Annotated in this window: 15 protein-coding genes; 9 read left to right on the top strand and 6 right to left on the bottom strand. The window is 68.1% G+C overall.

Features of this window, described 5'->3' with window-relative positions; all coding sequences use genetic code 11:
• Positions 1-157 precede the first annotated feature (157 nt).
• Positions 158-1,567: an IS1380 family transposase gene (locus ACZK5N_RS11485; RefSeq protein WP_459020375.1), complete on the bottom strand. Its 1,410-nt coding sequence runs from the start codon at positions 1,565-1,567 to the stop codon at positions 158-160.
• A 116-nt stretch (positions 1,568-1,683) separates the two neighbouring features.
• On the opposite strand from ACZK5N_RS11485, the gene ACZK5N_RS11480 reads away from it, so the two are divergent.
• The 9 genes from ACZK5N_RS11480 to ACZK5N_RS11440 all read left to right on the top strand — a co-directional run bounded on the left by ACZK5N_RS11480 (position 1,684) and on the right by ACZK5N_RS11440 (position 14,295).
• Complete coding sequence (locus ACZK5N_RS11480; protein WP_463624982.1) at positions 1,684-4,770, top strand: S8 family peptidase; 3,087 nt, start codon at positions 1,684-1,686, stop codon at positions 4,768-4,770.
• A gap of 139 nt (positions 4,771-4,909) precedes the next feature.
• Complete coding sequence (pta, locus tag ACZK5N_RS11475) at positions 4,910-6,967, top strand: phosphate acetyltransferase (RefSeq protein WP_463624981.1); 2,058 nt, start codon at positions 4,910-4,912, stop codon at positions 6,965-6,967.
• Positions 6,968-6,982: 15 nt separating this feature from the next.
• Positions 6,983-8,170 carry an acetate kinase gene (locus ACZK5N_RS11470; RefSeq protein WP_463624980.1) on the top strand — a complete coding sequence of 396 codons (1,188 nt, stop codon included), beginning with the start codon at positions 6,983-6,985 and terminating at the stop codon, positions 8,168-8,170.
• A 166-nt stretch (positions 8,171-8,336) separates the two neighbouring features.
• Positions 8,337-9,113: an SDR family NAD(P)-dependent oxidoreductase gene (locus ACZK5N_RS11465; protein WP_459018586.1), complete on the top strand. Its 777-nt coding sequence runs from the start codon at positions 8,337-8,339 to the stop codon at positions 9,111-9,113.
• Position 9,114: 1 nt separating this feature from the next.
• Entirely contained in the window at positions 9,115-9,915 is an 801-nt protein-coding gene (locus ACZK5N_RS11460) for a lysophospholipid acyltransferase family protein (RefSeq protein WP_459018585.1), read from the top strand.
• On the top strand, positions 9,912-11,618 hold the full coding sequence (locus tag ACZK5N_RS11455) for an FAD-binding oxidoreductase (protein ID WP_463624979.1): 1,707 nt from the start codon (positions 9,912-9,914) through the stop codon (positions 11,616-11,618). Before ACZK5N_RS11460 ends, ACZK5N_RS11455 begins: the two co-directional genes overlap by 4 nt.
• A gap of 92 nt (positions 11,619-11,710) precedes the next feature.
• On the top strand, positions 11,711-12,481 hold the full coding sequence (gene yaaA / locus ACZK5N_RS11450; RefSeq protein ID WP_463624978.1) for a peroxide stress protein YaaA: 771 nt from the start codon (positions 11,711-11,713) through the stop codon (positions 12,479-12,481).
• Positions 12,482-12,622: 141 nt separating this feature from the next.
• Positions 12,623-14,176: a sodium-dependent transporter gene (locus ACZK5N_RS11445; RefSeq protein ID WP_459018582.1), complete on the top strand. Its 1,554-nt coding sequence runs from the start codon at positions 12,623-12,625 to the stop codon at positions 14,174-14,176.
• Positions 14,173-14,295 carry a methionine/alanine import family NSS transporter small subunit gene (locus ACZK5N_RS11440; RefSeq protein ID WP_459018581.1) on the top strand — a complete coding sequence of 41 codons (123 nt, stop codon included), beginning with the start codon at positions 14,173-14,175 and terminating at the stop codon, positions 14,293-14,295. The genes ACZK5N_RS11445 and ACZK5N_RS11440 overlap by 4 nt, the downstream gene beginning before the upstream one ends.
• 67 nt (positions 14,296-14,362) lie before the next feature.
• Here the strand turns inward: ACZK5N_RS11440 and ACZK5N_RS11435 are convergent, their stop codons facing one another.
• From ACZK5N_RS11435 to ACZK5N_RS11415, 5 genes are all read right to left on the bottom strand, one after another.
• Positions 14,363-15,016: a hypothetical protein gene (locus tag ACZK5N_RS11435; RefSeq protein ID WP_463624977.1), complete on the bottom strand. Its 654-nt coding sequence runs from the start codon at positions 15,014-15,016 to the stop codon at positions 14,363-14,365.
• Positions 15,017-15,114: 98 nt separating this feature from the next.
• The gene (locus ACZK5N_RS11430) at positions 15,115-16,104 is read right to left on the bottom strand and encodes a nucleoside hydrolase (protein ID WP_459018579.1); all 990 of its coding nucleotides are present in this window, start codon (positions 16,102-16,104) and stop codon (positions 15,115-15,117) included.
• A 133-nt stretch (positions 16,105-16,237) separates the two neighbouring features.
• Positions 16,238-17,173 (bottom strand): transketolase family protein, encoded by a 936-nt coding sequence (locus ACZK5N_RS11425; protein ID WP_459018578.1) that lies wholly within the window; start codon positions 17,171-17,173, stop codon positions 16,238-16,240.
• Positions 17,170-18,057: a transketolase gene (locus ACZK5N_RS11420; protein ID WP_463624976.1), complete on the bottom strand. Its 888-nt coding sequence runs from the start codon at positions 18,055-18,057 to the stop codon at positions 17,170-17,172. Before ACZK5N_RS11420 ends, ACZK5N_RS11425 begins: the two co-directional genes overlap by 4 nt.
• Entirely contained in the window at positions 18,054-19,043 is a 990-nt protein-coding gene (locus ACZK5N_RS11415; RefSeq protein ID WP_463624975.1) for a TIM barrel protein, read from the bottom strand. Before ACZK5N_RS11415 ends, ACZK5N_RS11420 begins: the two co-directional genes overlap by 4 nt.
• Positions 19,044-19,053: the final 10 nt, after the last annotated feature.

Below are 19,053 nucleotides of genomic sequence, written 5' to 3'. Positions count from 1 at the left end.
CTAGCCTCCCTCTTTCATGAGGCGGCTTGAGAGCTGTCAGCTGGGCTGTCGGAGCCCGATTTGAACACTGGGCCGGTTGAGGGCGTGACTGTTGGCCGGCTGACGCTGCCGGGCGGCGGTTCTCCAGGTTTCCTCGGGTAGTGGCGGTCGGTTGGGGTCAGGCTGGTGGGATCGCGGCGATCCGGGCGAACGCGGCCACGAGGTGCTCAACCCAGGGCCAGCTCTTCGGGAGGCGCAGCCGTCGCCGCCGGGCGCCGTGGACCAGTCGGGCCGGGACGTGCAGCAGCCGATACCTGAGTGCCTTGGGTTCGGCCTTGGCGAGGTCACCGTCGAGGGCCAGCATCTTGAACCAGGCGACCAGGTCGGCGGCGATCATCGTCAGGGTCAGCCAGGTCTGGTTGATGCTGAACTCGCGCGACGGGAAACGTCCCAAGCCCGAGTCCTTGGCGTGACGGATCCGGTCCTCAACCCGGGCATGCGCCCGATGCCGGGCCTCAAGGAACTGCAACTGCCCCGCGGCTGTGTTGGTGGCAAACGCTTGATACCGCCACCCGTCGGCCTCTTCAAACAGCGACAACTGCGCCCCCGGATGCGGGCGTTCCCGGCGCAGGATCACCCGCATCCCCGCCGGCCAACCATCGAGATTGAGCAGTCCTGTGACCTCGGCGACCTCCCCGCCCTCTCGAACCTCACCATCGGCCTTCAGCGCCGGAGACCATGACCCGACCGGCAACTGCGTGATCGCATCGCGCACGTTCTCGCCGATGGTGAACCCCACGCTGTAGTGCAAGATCCGGCCTCTGACTTGGCCTTGCGCATGGAGCCAGTCCAGCAACTGGTGGGAGGCGCCGGCCCCGTCACAGCGGATCAACAGGTTGCGGCGATACGGCATCGGGATCTGGGTGATCGCCTCGCCCAGGACCTGAATGTGATCCACGGCGGTGTTCGACCCCGCCCGACCGGTTCGCAGCGCGGCGGCGAGGAACTCGTGCGTGTTGTCGCACCACACACCGATCGGGTGATACCCGAAGGTTCGTTTGAACGTCGGCGACGCGAGTTCCTTCTCCGAATGCGTGACCACGATCGTGGCATCGACATCCAACACCACGGTGCTGCCGAGATCGGTGCCAGCGACCCGAGAGGCCGGAACTCCGCCAGCGCCTGTCAGCTGGGCCCAGACGTGGCGCCGGACACGGGCCCGGGCCGTGGCGATCTTCCTACGCCTGGCGTCCGTGACCTCATCCAGCGCCCGCCACACCGTCGGAGCTGAGGCGACCGGCCCCAGCACTTGGGATTGGTGACGCAGGACGTCGATGTCGGAGATCGCCTCACCGCCGTCGGCGAGCAGCACCGCGACATCGGTCAGCACCTGGCCGCGGTCATGGACCGAGGGGACGAAACCGCGCCTGGCCATCGCTGTCGAGAGACCACCGGTCAGCCCGACCCGGTCAGCCAACAAGCGAAGCCCGATGCTGCCTGCGTGGGCGACCACCCCGGTCCCGTCACCTGTGACTGACAACCCCGACGACCACGCAGTATCCTTCACTTGCCGAGTGCCTTCCGCTATGGGTCTTTTGAGCTTCGCAACTCCAAGTATCCCGTAGTCAGAAGGCACTCTGGCTCATTTACGGCACAGGTCGCCCACACGCCATGAACGATCGAGGCTAGTGATCGGCAGAACATATGAAGCGAGCCGGCGCCGTAGCCCTCTCCGCTCTCCTGGCCATGACCGCGCCCGTCGCGGCCCACGCGGAACAGGCCCAGGATCCACTCGACCGCTTCGAACGCACCGACGGCGGCCGCATCTCCTCCAGCTTCGTGCCGGCGTCGGCCGACGGCGCCGCGAAGGTGACGGTCATGGTGGAGATGCAGACGGAGCCGGTGGCCGTCGTCGACGCCACCAACCGGGGGCAACTCACCCGGACCCAGAAGGACTCGCTCAAGGCCGCCCGCAAGGCGGAACAGGACTCGCTCAAGCCCGCCATCGAGAGGCTCGGCGGGCAGGTGACCTCCCAGGTCCAGTCCGCGTACAACGGCATCAAGGTGCGGCTGGCCCGAAAGGACGTCGCGACGCTGGAGGGTCTCCCCGGCGTCAAGGCGGTGCACAGCGTGCAGGTCTACGAGCCCACCAACGCCACGTCGGTGCCGTACCTCGGCGTGGACCAGGTGTGGGAGGACAACGGCTTCACCGGCGAGGGAGTCAAGGTCGCGATCATCGACACCGGCATCGACTACACGCACGCCACCTTCGGCGGCCCGGGCACCAAGGAAGCATTTGCCGCCGCGGACGCCGCCTCCCACCTCGAGGCAGACCCCCTCCTCTTCGGCCCCGAGGCGCCACGGGTCAAGGGCGGGTGGGACTTCGTCGGCGACAACTACGACGCCAACGACGACTCTCCAGTCCTCAAGCCCGACACGAACCCGCTGGACTGCCAGGGACACGGCACCCACGTCGCCGGCACCACCGGCGGCGGCGGCGTCACTGCCGAGGGAGAGGCCTACGCCGGACCCTACGACTCCACCACCTCCGGGACGGACTTCCTCGTCGGCCCCGGCGTGGCGCCCCAGGTGGACCTCTACGCGCTGCGCGTCTTCGGCTGCGAGGGTTCCACCGACGTCACCGTCGAGGCCATCGACTGGGCCGTCGACAACGACATGGACGTCATCAACATGTCGCTGGGCGCCAGCTACGGCACCAACGACGACCCCACCGCTGTCGCGTCCTCCAACGCGGCCGCCGCGGGCATCGTCGTGGTCGCCTCGGCAGGCAACTCCGGCCACAACCCCTACCTGACCGGATCCCCGGGTGCGGCCGACGGCGTGATCAGCGTCGCCGCCGGCGACTCCACCGAGAGCTTCCCCGGCGCCACCCTCACCATCGGCGGTGACACGGAGGTGGAGGCGATCAATGCCAACGACGCCCCGCTCCCCGGCGATGATTTCGAGATCGTCGTCCTGAAGGATGATGCGGCGACGACGGACTACAACGAGTCCCTGGGCTGCAAACCCGAGGACTTCGTCGCGGCGCTCGCAGGGTCGACGGGCACCGGCCCCCACGTCGCCGTGTCGTTCCGCGGCACCTGCGCTCGGGTGGCGCGCGCCATCCACGGGCAGGCCGCCGGCTTCGAGGCCGTGGTCATGGTCAACTCGGATGACTCGCTTCCGCCGTACGAGGGCCCCATCACGGAGAACCCGGACGACGGCACGCCCGCGAACGTGACCATCCCCTTCCTCGGCGTCCGGAAGGCCGACGGCGCCAAGCTCGTGGACGGCGAGACGCTCACGATGGCCCCCAAGACCCTGGCCAACCCCGGTTACGAGCGCTACGCCTCCTTCACCTCCGGTGGCCCGCGTTCGAACGACTCGGCCCTGAAGCCCACCGTCACCGCTCCGGGTGTGTCCATCGCCTCCGCGGCCGTGGGTTCAGGCACCGGCTTCGCCATCATGTCCGGCACCTCGATGGCGGCACCGCATGTCGCGGGTGTCGCGGCGCTGGGCGTGCAGGCCCATCCGGACTGGACCGGTCAGGACGTCTCCGCGGCCCTCGTCACCACGGCCAGGCCGGCTGAGATCCTGAACTACCGCGTGACGACCGGCGGCGGTCTGGTGGACGCCAAGGCTTTGGTGGAGGCCGACGTGTTCGCCTACGGAGACGCCGTCGTCGACGGCGACGCACCTTACCGCGAGTCCACGCTGAGCTTCGGGTTCGCCGAGCTGGCCAGGGACTTCACCGCCACCAGGACGGTCACCGTGGTGAACACGGGAACCGCTGAGCGCACCTACTCAGTGGCGTATCAGCCGTCGGCTCAGTCGCTGTCCGCGACCGTCACATTCGACCACTCCTCGATCACCGTGCCGGCCGGTGGACGCGCCACGGTCGATGTGACCCTCGACGTCGAGGCCGCCGCCATTCCGTCGAGCCTGACCGGCAGCGGCCAGCACAAGTTCCGCGAGGTGTCGGGCAATGTGGTGCTGACCAGTGATGACGACACCCTGTCGGTCGGCACGCTGCTGGTGCCTAGGCCGTCGACGAACGTCACGGCAGAGCTCAAGCCCAGCCTCAAGGCCCCGAACACCTCCGCGAACGTGGTCCTGACCAATGCGGACGCTGTGATCGCGGGCGATGCCGACTTCTACACCTGGGGGCTCGAGGACGCCGATGACCAGGAGGTCCAGGGCGGGTTCGACCTGCAGGCCGCCGGCGTCCAGTCCTTCCCCTTGGAGGGCAACGACACGCTGCTCGTGTTCGCCGTGTCGACACACGACCGGTTCAGCAACGCCGCAAGCATCGAGTTCGACGTCCTGCTGGACACGAACAGAGACGGCAAGGATGACATCGCCGTGTTCAGCTACGACTCCGGGGCGATCCGGGCGGGCGCCCACAACGGTGTGAACGAGGTCTTCGTCTACAACTTCAAGACCCGGGCGCTCTCCGCCGCCGGCTTCTACGCCGGCTCACCGACCGACTCCAGCACCGTGCTGCTGCCGGTCAGGGCGAGCGCCCTCGGCCTCAAGGGGGCCTTCCGATTCAGTGCGGCGTCCTTCTACGGTGACGCCGACTGGGACCAGTTCGCGGGCAGGGCGACGTACGACCCCGCCTCGAAGGCATTGACCGACGGTTCCTACGTAGAGGTCGCACCTGACGCGACGGTCTCCGTTCCCGTCACACTCGACCGGGGAGTCTTCTCCTCGCACAAGCCGAAGGGCTTCATGGTGGTGTCCTACGACAACCCGGCCGGCAGCGAGGCCCTGTTGGTCCCCGTGAAGTAGTCCGGCCATGACCCACGAGGGGGTCCGTTCCATGAGGGCGCGGGCCCCCTCGTCGCATCCCCGTGAGCCGATGCCCAGGTCTGACCAGCGGCAGGGGACAGGACCGACGTCCCCGCGAAAGGGCGATAAGGTGGGCTTCGTGACGAAAAGCGTTTACATTGCCTCATCGGAGCGGCAGGTCAGTAAGTCGTCGATCGCCCTCGGCCTCATCGACCTGTTCGCGCGCCAGGTGCGCTCCATCGGCGTCTTCCGTCCACTCGTGCACTCCACGGAGTCGGACGCGGTCACCGAAGCCCTCCTCTCGCAGAAGGGCGTCTCCGGCACGTTCGACGACGCCGTCGGCGTCACCTACGCGGAGTACGCGGCCAACACCGGCGAGGCGATCGACACCATCGTGGCGAAGTACAGCGCGCTGGCCCAGACCCACGACGCCGTCGTGGTGCTCGGCTCAGACTACGAGGACATCGAAACCCCCTCCGAGCTGGGGCACAACGCCCTCATCGCCGCCAACCTCAACGCCCCCGTGCTCTACGTGTGCAAGGCCCTCGGCCGCACCGTCGAACAGGTGGCGCGAGCCGCCGAGTCCGCCATCGAGGCGTACGAGGCCAAGCACAACACGGTCATCGCCATCATGGTCACCCACGCGGAGGCGGCGGATGCCGAGGCCCTCCGCGAGGCGATGCGCGCCGTCCGCGATGTGGCCATCTCGGTGCTGCCTGAGGATCCGGTGCTCACCGCGCCGCTCGTGGGCGCCCAGTTCGACGCCGTCGACGCCACCCAGTGGCTGGGCAAGCCGGAGTTCCGTGCGCTCGAGTCACTGCACACGCTCGTCGCCGGTATGACGCTGCCGAACCTGTTGCCCCGTCTGAAGCGCGAGGCCACCGTCATCCTCCCCGCGGACCGGCTGGACCTGCTGCCCGGCCTGGTGATGGCGCACCGCTCGCCGGACTACGGTCCTCTCGCGGCGCTCATCCTCACCGGCGGGTTCGAGGTGCCGGAATCGGTGTCGAAGCTGTTCGCCGATTCGGAGATCGATCTGCCCATCGCCGTCACCAAGGGCGACACGTTCCCCACCGCCGTGCGGCTGCAGAGCGTGCAGGGCACCTCCACCAGCTCGCCGCGGAAGATCGAGGTCTCGCGCGCCCTGTTCTCACGCCATGTCGACGAGGCGGCGCTCCTGGCCGCCATCGACCTTCCGCGCACCGAGATCCGCACTCCCACCATGTTCGAGCACCAGATCATGCAGATGGCGCGCGCCCAGAAGCAGCGCATCGTGTTGCCCGAATCGGCAGACGACAGGGTCCTCACCGCGGCCGCCGTCGTGCTGCAACGCTCCGTGGCCGACATCATCCTCCTGGGCGACTCGGCGAAGATCAGCCGCCGCGCCTCGGAGCTCGGCCTCAACCTGGCCGAGGCCGCCGTCGTCAATCCGGATGATCCGGCGCTGGTGGAGAAGTTCGCCGAGGAGTACGCCCGCCTGCGCGCCCACAAGGGCGTCAGCATCGAGAAGGCCCGCGAGACGCTCAAGGACCTCTCCTACTTCGCCACCATGATGGTCCACTTCGGGATGGCCGACGGCATGGTCTCCGGCGCCATCAACACCACCGCCAACACCATCCGCCCGTCGCTGGAGTTCATCAAGACGGAGCCGGGCGTCGCAGTGGTCTCGGGCTCGTTCCTCATGTGCATGAGCGACCGTGTGCTCGTCTACGCGGACTGCGCCGTCAACCCGGACCCCACCGCGGACCAGTTGGCCGACATCGCCATCTCGTCGGCCAAGACCGCGGAAAGCTTCGGCATCGAGCCGCGCGTGGCGATGCTGTCGTACTCCACGGGAGACTCCGGCTCCGGCGCGGAAGTGGACAAGGTCCGCGAGGCCACCCGCCTGGTCCGCGAGCGGGCGCCCCACATCAAGGTGGAGGGCCCCATCCAGTTCGACGCGGCCGTCGACGAGGTGGTGGCGAAGAAGAAGATGCCGAACTCGGAGGTGGCCGGCCGCGCCACCGTGTTCATCTTCCCGGACCTCAACACCGGCAACAACACCTACAAGGCAGTGCAGCGCACCTCCGGCGCCGTCGCCATCGGCCCCATGCTCCAGGGGCTGCGCAAGCCCGTCAACGACCTGTCCCGCGGCGCGCTCGTCGACGACATCGTCTCCACCATCACCATCACAGCCATCCAGGCCCAAGCGGTCTGACCCAGAAAGGGCGTCATGTCCCAGCCGATCCTCCTGCTCAACTGCGGCTCGTCGTCCATCAAGTACCAGCTCCTGGATCCCGACGTCGGAGCGCCGCAGGCCCTCGGCATCGTGCAACGCATCGGGCAGCCGGTGTCCACCATCACGCACGAGGTCGGCGAGGCCGAGTACCACGACGAGCGGCCGTTCGCGAACCACACGGAGGCCGTCGCGGCCGTCGTGGCCATGTTCCGGGCCCACGGACCAGACCTGGCCGACGTGACGGCCGTGGGCCATCGCGTCGTGCACGGCGGCTCGAAGCTCGTGCACTCCACCCTCATCGACGACGACGTCGTGGCCCAGCTCGAGGAGCTGTCCGGCCTCGCGCCGCTGCACAACCCCCCGGCCGTCGCGGGCATCCGTGCCGCCCAGGAGGTCCTGCCGGACGTCCCCCACGTGGCCATCTTCGACACCGCGTTCTTCTCCACCCTCCCGGCCGCCGCCTACACCTACGCCATCGACTACGACACGGCGACGCGCTTCGGCGTGCGGAAGTACGGCTTCCACGGCACCTCACACAGCTTCGTGTCCAAGGAGGCCGCGACCTTCCTGGGCCGCCCCATCGCGGAGACCAGGATCATCGTGTGCCACCTCGGCAACGGGGCGTCGATCTCCGCCGTCGACGGCGGCATCGCGGTGGACACCTCCATGGGGCTCACGCCGCTGCAGGGCCTCGTGATGGGCACGCGCTCCGGGGACGTGGATCCCGGTCTCCACACCTACCTCGCGCGCAACGGCATGACCCACGAGGAGATCGACGACCTCCTCAACAAGCGCTCCGGCATGGGCGGCATGTGCGGCTACACCGACATGCGCGACGTCGCGGCCCAGATCGAGGCCGGCGACGAGCGCTCCCGGCTCGCGCTGGACGTCTACGTCCACCGGCTCATCAGCTACATCGGGGCCTACATGGCAGTCCTCGGCGGGTGTGACGCCCTGGTGTTCACCGCCGGTGTGGGCGAGAACGCGGCTCACGTGCGCCGCCTCGTCGTCGACCGCCTAGCGGGGCTCGGGTTCGAGCTGGACGTGCAGGCCAACCTGGTGCGGTCCCGCGAGCCCCGCGAGATCTCCACACCGGCATCGGCGGTCCGCGTGCTCGTCGTGCCGACCAACGAGGAGTTGGCGATGGCCCGCGAGACGGTCGCTGTGATCGCCTCGGCCTGAGGCCGCGCGCACCCCATGACGACGCCCCCAGCCATGCGCCGGGGGCGTCGTCCTTGTGACAGCACTACAAACGCCGGAGGTGTGGGCTGTGGAAACACCACTAACGGGGCTGCGTAGCCGCCGTCGACATCGCGGCGACCTCCTCCGGTGGCGTACCTTAATACCCATGGCTTCAGCACTGATCACGGGTGGAACCTCAGGCATCGGACTCGCGTTCGCGCGTGAACTCGCCGGCCGCGGAACCAACCTGATCCTCGTGGCCCGGGACGCCGACCGACTGGAGGCCGTCGCGGCGGAACTGCGGGCAGAGCACCGGGTGGAGGTGGAGGTCATCACGGCGGATCTGGCCGTCCGCGAGGACGTGCTCCGCGTGGCGGACCGTGTCGAGGATCCCGCCCGCCCCGTCGACATGCTGATCAACAACGCCGGGTTCGGCCTGCACACCACGCTGCTGGACAAGAACGACATCGACCTGCACGCCAAGGCCCTCGACGTGATGTGCCTGGCGGTGCTGATCCTCGGGGGCGCCGCTGCGCGCGCCATGCGGTCGCGTGGGCACGGGCGGATCATCAATGTGTCGTCCACGGCAGGCACCATCTTCACCGGCAACTACTCCGCCGTGAAGGCCTGGTGCACCACCTACTCGCAGGCCCTGGCGCTGGAGCTGACCGGCACCGGCGTGACCTCCACCGCACTGTGCCCTGGATGGGTGCGCACCGAGTTCCACGAGCGCGCCGGCATCAAGGCCAGTTCGCTGCCCAGCATCGTCTGGATCGACGCCGACACCCTGGTGCGGGGCGCCCTCAAGGACGCCGAGAAGGGGCGTTTCGTCTCCGTGCCCACCCTCATGTGGAAGATCGCCAACGCCCTGGCCGTGCACGGGCCGCGTTCCCTCACGCGCTGGTTCTCGCGCAAGCTGAGTGCGTCGCGGAAGAGGCACTGAGGTGGCCAAGGACCTCGACCCGAACACCAGGTACACCTCGCGGATCCAGGCCACGACGCGGCAGACCGCCCAGATACTGCTGCTCAAGCCCGCACTGCTGCGCCTGCTCCGGATCCACGTGCACGGCGTGGCCAACATGGACGGCCTGGAGGGCGCGTTCGTCGTCTTCGGCAACCACTCCTCCCACCTCGACGCCCCACTGATCCTGAGCTCCATGCCGGCGCGCCTGTCCAAGTTCGTCGCCACCGGCGCCGCGGGTGACTTCTTCTTCGACAACTGGGTCAAGGCCGCCTCGATGTCGCTCTTCATGAACGCCTTTGCCATCGACCGCGGCAAGGGGGGCAAGGGCAAGCGCGGCATGTCGGCGCAGCTGCTCGACGAGGGCGTGCCCATCCTGCTGTTCCCCGAGGGCACACGCTCCCGCACGGGCGCCATGGCGCCCTTCCTCCCCGGTGTGGCATCGCTGTGCATCTCGCGCGGCGTCCCGGCGCTGCCTGTCGCCCTCGTCGGAGCGTACGACGCGTGGCCGTCCCGGCAGAAGCACCTGCCGAAGGGCCGGCCAGAGGTCCACATCGTGTTCGGACGCCCCATGGCTGCGTACCCCGGGGAGATCGCGCACGAGTTCAACGAGCGGATGCGCCGCCAGGTGCTGGAACTCCACGACACCACCGCGCGCGCCTACGGCAGGAAAACCCTCGCCGAGTACGCGCGGACCGAGGCCATCGAACTGGCCCAGAAGACCCAGATAGCCGCCTTGGTTGAAGACGCCAAGGAACAGGCAGATAAGCAGGAGGATCGATGATCGAGGGCGTCAAGCAGCAGAAGTGGTGGGGCTGGGGCGAAGAGGGCAAGGCATACCACCACGAGGACAAGCCCAAGTTCGCGCCGTTCGTGAAGAGGCTGGTGGGCGTGGACATCACAGCCCCCACGGAGCCCATTCCGCCGTTCTCCTCGCTCGAGGTTCCCGCCACCCGGCTGAGCGACTCCCTCCGGTCCGAGCTCGTCGCGATCCTCGGGGAGCGGTACGTCCAGACCGACGACGAGACCCGCGTCGTGCACGCCTTCGGCAAGGGGGTCCGTGACCTCATGCGCGTCCGTGCGGGCCAGCTGGAGCGGGTGCCGGACGTGGTGCTCTATCCGGGCACCCAGCGCGAGGTGGAGCGCCTCGTCGACGCGGTGGTCGCGGCAGACGGCGTCGTCATCCCCTTCGGCGGCGGCTCCAACATCGTCGCGGCGCTGGAGGCGGAGCCGGGCGAGCACCGTCAGGTGGTCTCGGTCAACCTCGGCCGGATGCGCAAGGTGCTGGAGATCGACGAGATCTCCGGGCTCGCCCACATCGAAGCCGGCGTGTTCGGCCCGGACATGGAGGACCAGCTCAAGGCCCGCGGCTGGACCATGGGCCACCACCCCGATTCGTTCGTCTGGTCCACCCTCGGCGGCTGGATCGCCACGCGGTCCTCAGGCATGCAGTCGGACAAGTACGGCGACATCGCCGACATCTGCCGCGGACTCACCATGGTGATGCCCGGCCAGGTCCTCACGCTGCGCCCGCTGCCCTCCACGTCATCGGGCCCGAGCGTTCGGGAGATGGTGCTCGGCTCCGAAGGCCGCCTCGGCATCATCACCTCGGCGTGGGTCAACGTGCACCGCATCCCGGAGATCCGCGAGCTGCAGGCCTACTTCTTCCCCACCTACGAGGACGGGCTGCGCGCCTGCCAGGAGATCGTGGAGTCCGACGCGGCGGTCATGATGGCGCGGGTGTCGGACGCGTTGGAGACGCAATACATCATGGCCAACGGCAAGAAGTCGAGCCGGCTCGGGTCGCTGAGCAGCAAGGCCATCCAGAAGATCATGCTCCAGAAGGGCTGGGACCTCGAGCAGATCGCCATGAGCTTCGTCGGCTTCGAGGGATCTACCACGCACGTCAGGTACGAGAAGGGTCTCGTGGGCAAGATCGTGCGCAAGCACGGCGGCATGGGCGTGGGCAAGGGCCCGGGCTCGCTGTACGACCAGAAGAAGTACGACACCCCCTACATCCGCGACTTCATGCTGGACAGGGGGCTGGTGGCGGACGTCTCGGAGACGACGACGCCGTGGAAGTACGTCGAGCAGATCCACACCAACACGGTGGCCGCGTTCTACCGCGCGATGGACGAGATCGGCGTCCGGGGGGTGGTGTTCTGCCACCTGAGCCACTCGTACCACTCGGGTGCGTGCCAGTACTTCACGTTCGCGATCGCCGACAAGTCGGACAAGGCGATGGCCACCTACGATCACGCCAAGCGCGTCCTGCAGCAGTCGTTCATGGACAACCACGGCACCGTCTCGCACCATCACGGCGTGGGAGAGGAGCACAGCCCCTGGATGGACCAGGACATCTCCCCCGCCGGTGTGTCCATCCAACGGGCACTGTTCGACGGCGTGGACCCCGGCCGGAACCTCAACCCGGGCAAGATCATCCACGACGGCCGGCCCGGCATCTCGAGCAACTCCCAGGACGCCTGACACCCCGCAACCTCAGGCCCCCGGCGCGGCCCGACGGCTGTTGAGCTCGTCGACAAGGTGCTCCGGGGGCGCCCGCGACTACACTCGACGCCATGCTCACTGTGCTGTCACCGGCGAAGTCCCTGGATTTCGACACCCCGTTGCCCACGCGGAAGCACTCGGAGCCGCGCCTCCTCGACGACGCGGCTGACCTCATCGGCGTCATGCGGCAGAAGTCTCCGGCGGACATCGCGGCGCTCATGCACATCTCCGACGACCTGGCGCACCTCAACGCCACCAGGTACGTCGACTTCCAGCGCGAGCACACCACCCGGACGTCGCGGCCCGCGCTGCTCGCCTTCAACGGCGACGTCTACCAGGGCCTGGCCGCCAAGACCTTCGGCGAGCGGGACTTCACCGAGGCGCAGAAGAGCCTCCGCATCCTCTCCGGGCTCTACGGTCTGCTGCGCCCCCTCGACCTCATCCAACCCCACCGCCTCGAGATGGGCACCCGGCTGCAGACCGAGCGGGGCCGCTCGCTGTACGACTGGTGGGGCGGCCAGGTCACGGACCTGCTGCGCCGGGACCTCGGCGAGTCCCCCGGCGCCCAGGTGCTCGTCAACCTGGCCTCGCAGGAGTACTTCGGTGTCGTCGACGCGGAGCGCCTCGGCGCCCGCGTGATCAGCCCCCGGTTCGAGGACAGGGACCCGCACGGTGAGCCGCGGGTGGTCAGCTTCCACGCCAAGCGCGCCCGCGGCACCATGGCCGCCTGGCTCGTCCGCGGCAGGGTGCGCACCCCGGGCCGGCTCGTCGACTTCGACGGTGACGGCTACACCTACGACGAGGCGCGCTCCACAAAGGACCATCCGGTCTTCGTCCGCTGAGCGTGCGCAGAGCGGTGAGCGGACTATAGCCCTGCCGCACGCGCACGACACGGTGGCCCAAATGCTCGCCCACCCGTTGCCGGGGGCACGTGTGGACTACGCTACGCGGGTCAGTTCCCCCACTCCCTGAAGGGAGGGCACATGTCCGAACCCACCCTCGTGAAACGTGAAGTGTTCAGTTCGCGCAATGTCTTCATCCTGGCCGCGATCGGCTCCGCCGTCGGCCTCGGCAACATCTGGCGATTTCCGTACGTGGCCTACACCAACGGCGGCGGCGCCTTCGTCATCCCCTACCTGGTCGCACTGCTGAGCGCCGGCATCCCGCTGCTGTTCTTCGACTACGCGCTCGGCCACCGCTACCGCTCCGCGCCCCCGCTGGCGCTGCGCCGCGCCGGCAAGAAGTGGACGGAGGCGTTGGGCTGGTGGCAGGTGCTCGTGTGCTTCGTCATCGCTGTGTACTACGCCGCGATCCTCGCGTGGGCGGCCATGTACTTCTTCTTCAGCTTCACCGAGGCCTGGGGCGACGACCCGGCCGGCTTCCTCATGGGCGAGTTCCTGCAGGTGGCCGAGACGCCGGGGGTGAGCTTCGACTTCGTGCCGCAGATCGCGATCCCGATGGCCGTGGTCTGGATCCTCACGATCGGCGTCATCGCGCTGGGCGTCAAGCGTGGCATCGCCCGCGCCAACGTCATCATGATCCCGCTCCTGCTTGTCATGTTCCTGGTGCTGGTCATCCAGGCCGTCACCCTGCCGGGTGCCATGGACGGGCTCAACGCCTTCTTCACGCCCAACTGGGAGGCGCTCCTGGAGCCTGGCGTGTGGGCCGCTGCCTACGGCCAGATCTTCTTCTCGCTCTCGGTGGGCTTCGGCATCATGATCACCTATTCGTCGTACCTGCGCCGCCGCACCAACCTGGCCGGGTCCGGCCTCGTCGTGGCGTTCGCGAACTCCGGCTTCGAACTGCTCGCCGGCATCGGCGTGTTCTCCGCGCTCGGCTTCCTCATGCAGGCCACGGGCCAGCCCATGGAGGACGTCGCCGCCGGCGGCATCGGCCTGGCGTTCATCGCGTTCCCGAGCATCGTGTCGTCGACGGGCATCGGCCCCATCCTGGGCGCCCTGTTCTTCGCCTCGTTGGTGTTCGCCGGCTTCACGTCGATGATCTCGATCGTCGAGGTGGTCGTGGCGGCCATCCAGGACAAGCTGGACCTCGGCCGGGTGCAGGCCACCCTGGCCGTCGGGGTGCCGATGGCGCTGGTGTCCATGCTGCTCCTGCCCACCACCACGGGCCTGTACTTCCTGGACATCACCGATGAGTTCATCAACAAGTTCGGCATCCTCATGGGCGCCTTCGCGATGGTGGTCGCCATCGCCTGGGTGTTGCGGAGGCTTCCGCTGCTGCAGCGCCATGTGGACCGCGTCTCGAGCGTCAGGTTCGGCAAGGTGTGGCTGGTTCTCATCGGCGTCGTGGTGCCGGTGGTGCTGGGCTACATCCTCATCAACGAGGTGGTCACGAAGCTGACGACCCCCTACGGTGGCTACCCGCTGGGCATGCTGGCCGTCTTCGGCTGGGGCATGGCGGCGCTGCTCATCGTGGCCGCGGTGGCCCTGGCCTTCACCCCGTGGAGGCGTTCCACCATCACCCATGTCGACGAGGACGCGCTCGACACCAAGTACGAGGAGATCATGGCGAAATGACCACCACCGCACTGATCATGATGATCGTCGCCATGCTGACGCTGTGGGGCGGGCTCGCCGCCTCCCTGGTGCACCTCCTCCGCTCGCCTGAGGTTGTCGTCGACGAGGGCGACGACTGAGCGGACCAACCGACGCAGAGGGCGGGGCGACCACTGGTCTCCCCGCCCTCTGCGCGCGTTGGGACTTTCAGTACATCGTGGCCGCGAAACCGAAGAGGAGGACGAACCAGAGGACGATCAGCACCACGGAGACGATCTGGATGATGCCCAGGATCTTGCCGATCAGGTAGCCGATCTTCAACTGGCCCTCCCACTGGTACGGGGCGCCCGCGTCGATCTGCCTCTTGATCTGTCCCCCCATGTACCAGGCGACGAACGGCACGACGGGCACGAAGAAACCGAGGATGCCCAGCACCAGGATGGTGGTGGCGCTGGGGTGCTCCGGCTGGCCGTAACCGTAGCCCGGCTGTCCGTACGGTTGTCCGTAGCCGACCGCGCCGTAGGGCTGGGGTGCGGGCTGGCCGTACGGCTCCTGACCGTAGGCGTTCCCGTACGGGTTCTGCTGCTGGCCGTACTCCGCACCGTAGGGCGACGGCTGCGCATAGCCGGTGCCGGTGCCGGTGCCGAAGCCGCCGTCGCGCGGCAGCTCACCGTAGCTGGGCTGCGCGTAGGCATCGTGGGCGCTCTGCGGGTACGTGGGCATGCGTTCGGTCTGACCATAGGTGGGCTCCGGCTCGTAGCCCGGCTGGCCCTGGCTCGGCTGGGTGTACGGCTCCGGCGTGCCCTGGTAGTTGGGTGGCGGTTGGGACTCGGGCGGACGGAATCCGGGCTGGTCGGACATGATGCTCCTTGACGACGGTCTCTACTGCTCGATTGTCGACGATGGCGAGGTCACACGCCAGCCCCGCGGGTCCCGATCTGGCGGGCCACACCACCGCGTCAGTCGGATCCGGACGCCCGCCACGCCTCGAATTCCGTCAGGCACGCCACCAGGTCCTCGACGATCAGCCGCATGTCGGCCGTCGAGAAGACGCGGATGTCGCGGCCACCGAACCCGGTGGGGTAACCGTCGTCGCCCAACTGGACGGCGGGGCGGGTCTGGAACTGTGACGACGCCGGGGTGGTCTCGAACACGGTCTGCAGGGAGGTCAGGCTCACCAGGGGGCTGTCGCCGATGACGTAGGTCGCCCGGCGGACGCCGAAGATCTCGGAGACCCACCGCTCGGCGCGACGGAGCTCGTCGTAGAGGAACTGACCGAGGCGCCCGACGGGACGGATCCGCGTGCGGAGTTCCGCGTCGCTGATCAGGCACTGGCGGTACACGTCGCGCGGCACCTGCCACAGCTCGACCTCCGACGCGAACAGCGCCTGGGCGGCCGGGATGTCGATGCTCAGGTTGTACTCCACCGGGTTGCCGGGGACAGGCTCGGTGGTGTCCGGGTACTCCGGCCCGCCGATCCACACCACCGTGAGCCGTGACGCGATCCCCGGCTCGGCGACCAGGGCGCTGGCCACGTCCGTGAGCCCCCCGCCGCACACCACGAACAGCGGCCGAGGGTCCTCACGGCCCGCCTCGCGGATGATGAGGTCCACCCCGTCGCTCGTCACGGGCGTGCCGGGGTCGGGCATCGACACCTCGGACCCGGTGACCAGCCGGCCGTCGAGATCCAGGTCCATGACCGCAGCCATCCGCTCCACGTCCAGCCGCGCCTGCAGTGCGGTTTCCTTGGCGTCCGTGAAGGGATCCATCGGGCGCAGGTGGGAGGCGACGATGCCGACGATCTCCGCCCCCGGGTTGAGGATGTGGTGGGCGAGCTGCATGAAGTCGTCGGGATCCCCGGCGAAGTCGTTGTCGACGATCACGCGAATCGCCGGGGGTTCGGGGCTCAGGTCATCGAGCCAGGGGTATGTTCCGATCTTCCACGTCATGGTGGTCCTCACTGGTGTGTCTGTGTGTCAGGGCAGGAGTGCGGCGGCGGGATGGGACGGTCGACGCCCACCGGGGCGGGGACTCACCCAGTGGGCTCAGACGATCCCCCGACGATGAATCCCCGCATGGCTGCTACCTGCGAAGGCTGGCGGCAGTCCGCGCGATGCCTTCGGGATTGATGCCGAAGTGGTCCAGGATCCACTCAGCGGATCCGGTGGGGGCGAAGGTGTCGGGCAGGCCCAGCATCGCGACGCGCACGGGGTGGTTCCGCGCGACCGTCTCGGCGACGGCGCCGCCGAGACCGCCGCTGGCGAGACCCTCCTCGACCGTGACGATGCCACCGGTCTCCCTGGCCGCGGCAATGATCGCATCCTCGTCGAGCGGCTTGACGGACGCGACGGACAGGACCCGGGCCTGGATGCCCTGTGCGGCCAGCAGTTCGGCCGCAGCGAGAGCCCGATGGAGCACGGTGCCGTTGGCGGCGATCGTGACGTCTGACCCCTCACGCAGGACGACAGCCTTGCCGGGGGCGAAGGTGTAGTCGTCGGGATGGACGGCGGGCACCTTCATGCGGGAGACCCGGATGTAGACCGGGCCGTCGTGGCGGTAGGCCCAGCGAATTGCCTGCTCGGTCTCGATCGGGTCCGCCGGGACCAGCACGGTCATATGCGGCAGAACCCTCATCCACGCGACATCCTCGATGGAGTGGTGCGTGGCGCCGAGTGCGCCGTACGCGACGCCCGGGCTCTGGGCGCACAGCACGACGTGCCGCCGGCTGTAGGCGAGATCGGCCTTGATCTGTTCGGTCGCGCGGGCGCTCAGGAAGCACCCGGCCCCGGACACGAACGGCACCTTGCCGCCGTTCTCCAGGCCGGCGGCCGTTCCGACCATGTCCTGCTCAGCGATGCCGACGTTGATCATCTGAGCCGGCAGTTCCTTCTTGAACGTGTCCAGCTTCGAGGAGCCGACGGAGTCGTTGACGACGACGATCACGTTGCGGTCGTTCCTGGCGAGCTCGAGGAGTGTGCTCGAGTAGGCCTCGCGGCAATCGTAGGTCTGCGTGCTCACTTGGCTGCCTCCAGTTCGGCCAGGATGCCGTCGATCTCGGCCTCGGTGGGCACGTGGTGGTGCCAGGCGACGTTGTCGCTCATGAAGGAGATCGGATGACCCTTGTGGGAGTGGGAAATGATGAAGGTCGGCTTGCCAGGCTCAGGGGCCTGCCCGAACGCGTCGAGGATCTCGTCGAAGTTGTGCGCGTCCATCTCCCGGACCGTGAACCCGAACGCGCGGAGCTTGTCGGCCAGCGGTTCGAGGTCCATGGTGTCGGCGACCGTGGCGCCCTGCTGGAGGTGGTTGCGGTCCACGACCGCGACGAGGTTCTCCAACTTGTAGTGCGACGCCGTCATCATGGCCTCCCAGTTGGAGCCCTCCTGCAACTCGCCGTCGCCCAGCAGCACCACCGTGCGACGGGGAGAGCCGTCGAGCTTCGCGGCCAGCGCGGTCCCCACCGCGATCGGTAACCCGTGCCCCAGCGGCCCGGTGTTGGCCTCGATCCCAGGGATGTAGGTGCGGTTCGGGTGACCGTTGAGCCGGGACTCCGGGTCCATGAACGTCATCAGCTCATCGACGGGGAAGTACCCCGCCAGCGCCATCGCGATGTACAACGCGCCGGCGGTGTGCCCCTTGGACAACACCAGGCGGTCCCGCTCCGGCGCGAGCGGCTCCGTCGGGTCCAGGTTCAGCTCGTGCAGCATGAGGGTGACCAGCACGTCCGCGATCGAGAAGTCGCCGCCGATGTGCCCGTTGCCCGAATGGGCGATCATGATCGGGTCCCTGCGCCGCAGTTCGTACGCCGCGGCCTTCAGGTGCGCGACGACGTCCTCACGGGCGGCGTCCTTCGCGATCCGTCCGAGCACTGGCGTGGCGAAGTCCCACTTGCTCGTGTCACTCACAGATCGACCGCCATCGACTTCAGCAGCGCGTTCTGGATGATCCGCTGCGCACCGAGCGCGTCCTGCTTGGACTGAGCCGCGGCCAGCCCCTCCTCGTCGAGCGTCTCAAGGGCGCGGTGAATGGCCTTCAAAAATCGGATGGACAGCTGGGCGTTCTCGACGGCGTCCTCACGGAACGGGAACTGGTCCAGGTTCCACACGCCCTCCCAGTTGTTGACCTTGAGGACGTGGAAGAACTCGAAGATCTCGACCATGTGGATGGACCCGACCATCATGTCGTCGTCCCAGCCGCGGTAGTTGTCGTTGACGTCCATTCCCCACAGTAGGCCGTGGTCGATGAGCATCTGGGCGGCCTCGGCCGGCGGCTCGCCGCCGAACATCGCGTGGCCGAAGTCGAGTAGGACGCCGACGTTGTCCACCCCCATCTGCTGGATGCCGAGGATCGTCTTCGGCGCCGAACTCCAGAACATGTGGGTGCGGGGCTCGCGGGGCTTGTACTCGATGACGAACTTCAGGTCCGGGTGCCCGGAAGCCAACTCACGCATGCCCTCGACCGCCAGGCGGTTCAGCTCGCGGTAGTCGACCTGGAACGGGTAGTCGAAGCCGTCCTGGCCCGGCCAGATCTTCACGTACTTCGCGCCGAGCTCACGCACCGCGTCGGCCGCGTCGTTCATGATCGCCATCGCCGAGGCGCGTTTCGCGGGATCGGGGTTGGTGAACGCGCCCTTGCAGTGCTCACGGAGGTAGATGTCCGGCGTGAGGCCGATGGCCTTGATGCCGTGCTCTGCCAGCTTGGCCTTCACGTCGGCGACGGACACCCCGGGCGAGAAGGGGAAGTTCAGGTCGACCCACGTGATGTCGCCGACCTGCGCGGCCAGGTCGATCTGGTCGAGCGTGCCGCGCGGTTCGCCATAGCCGTCCGTGGCGTACCGGTCGACGTAGGTGGCGAAGTTCCAGAGGCCTGCTCCGAACTCGGGTGTCGTCATGTTGCGTCTC

The organism is Tessaracoccus pujii (genome assembly GCF_055326215.1).
The sequence above is the reverse complement of the archived record's forward strand: the minus strand, read 5'-3'. Positions and strand labels throughout refer to the sequence as shown.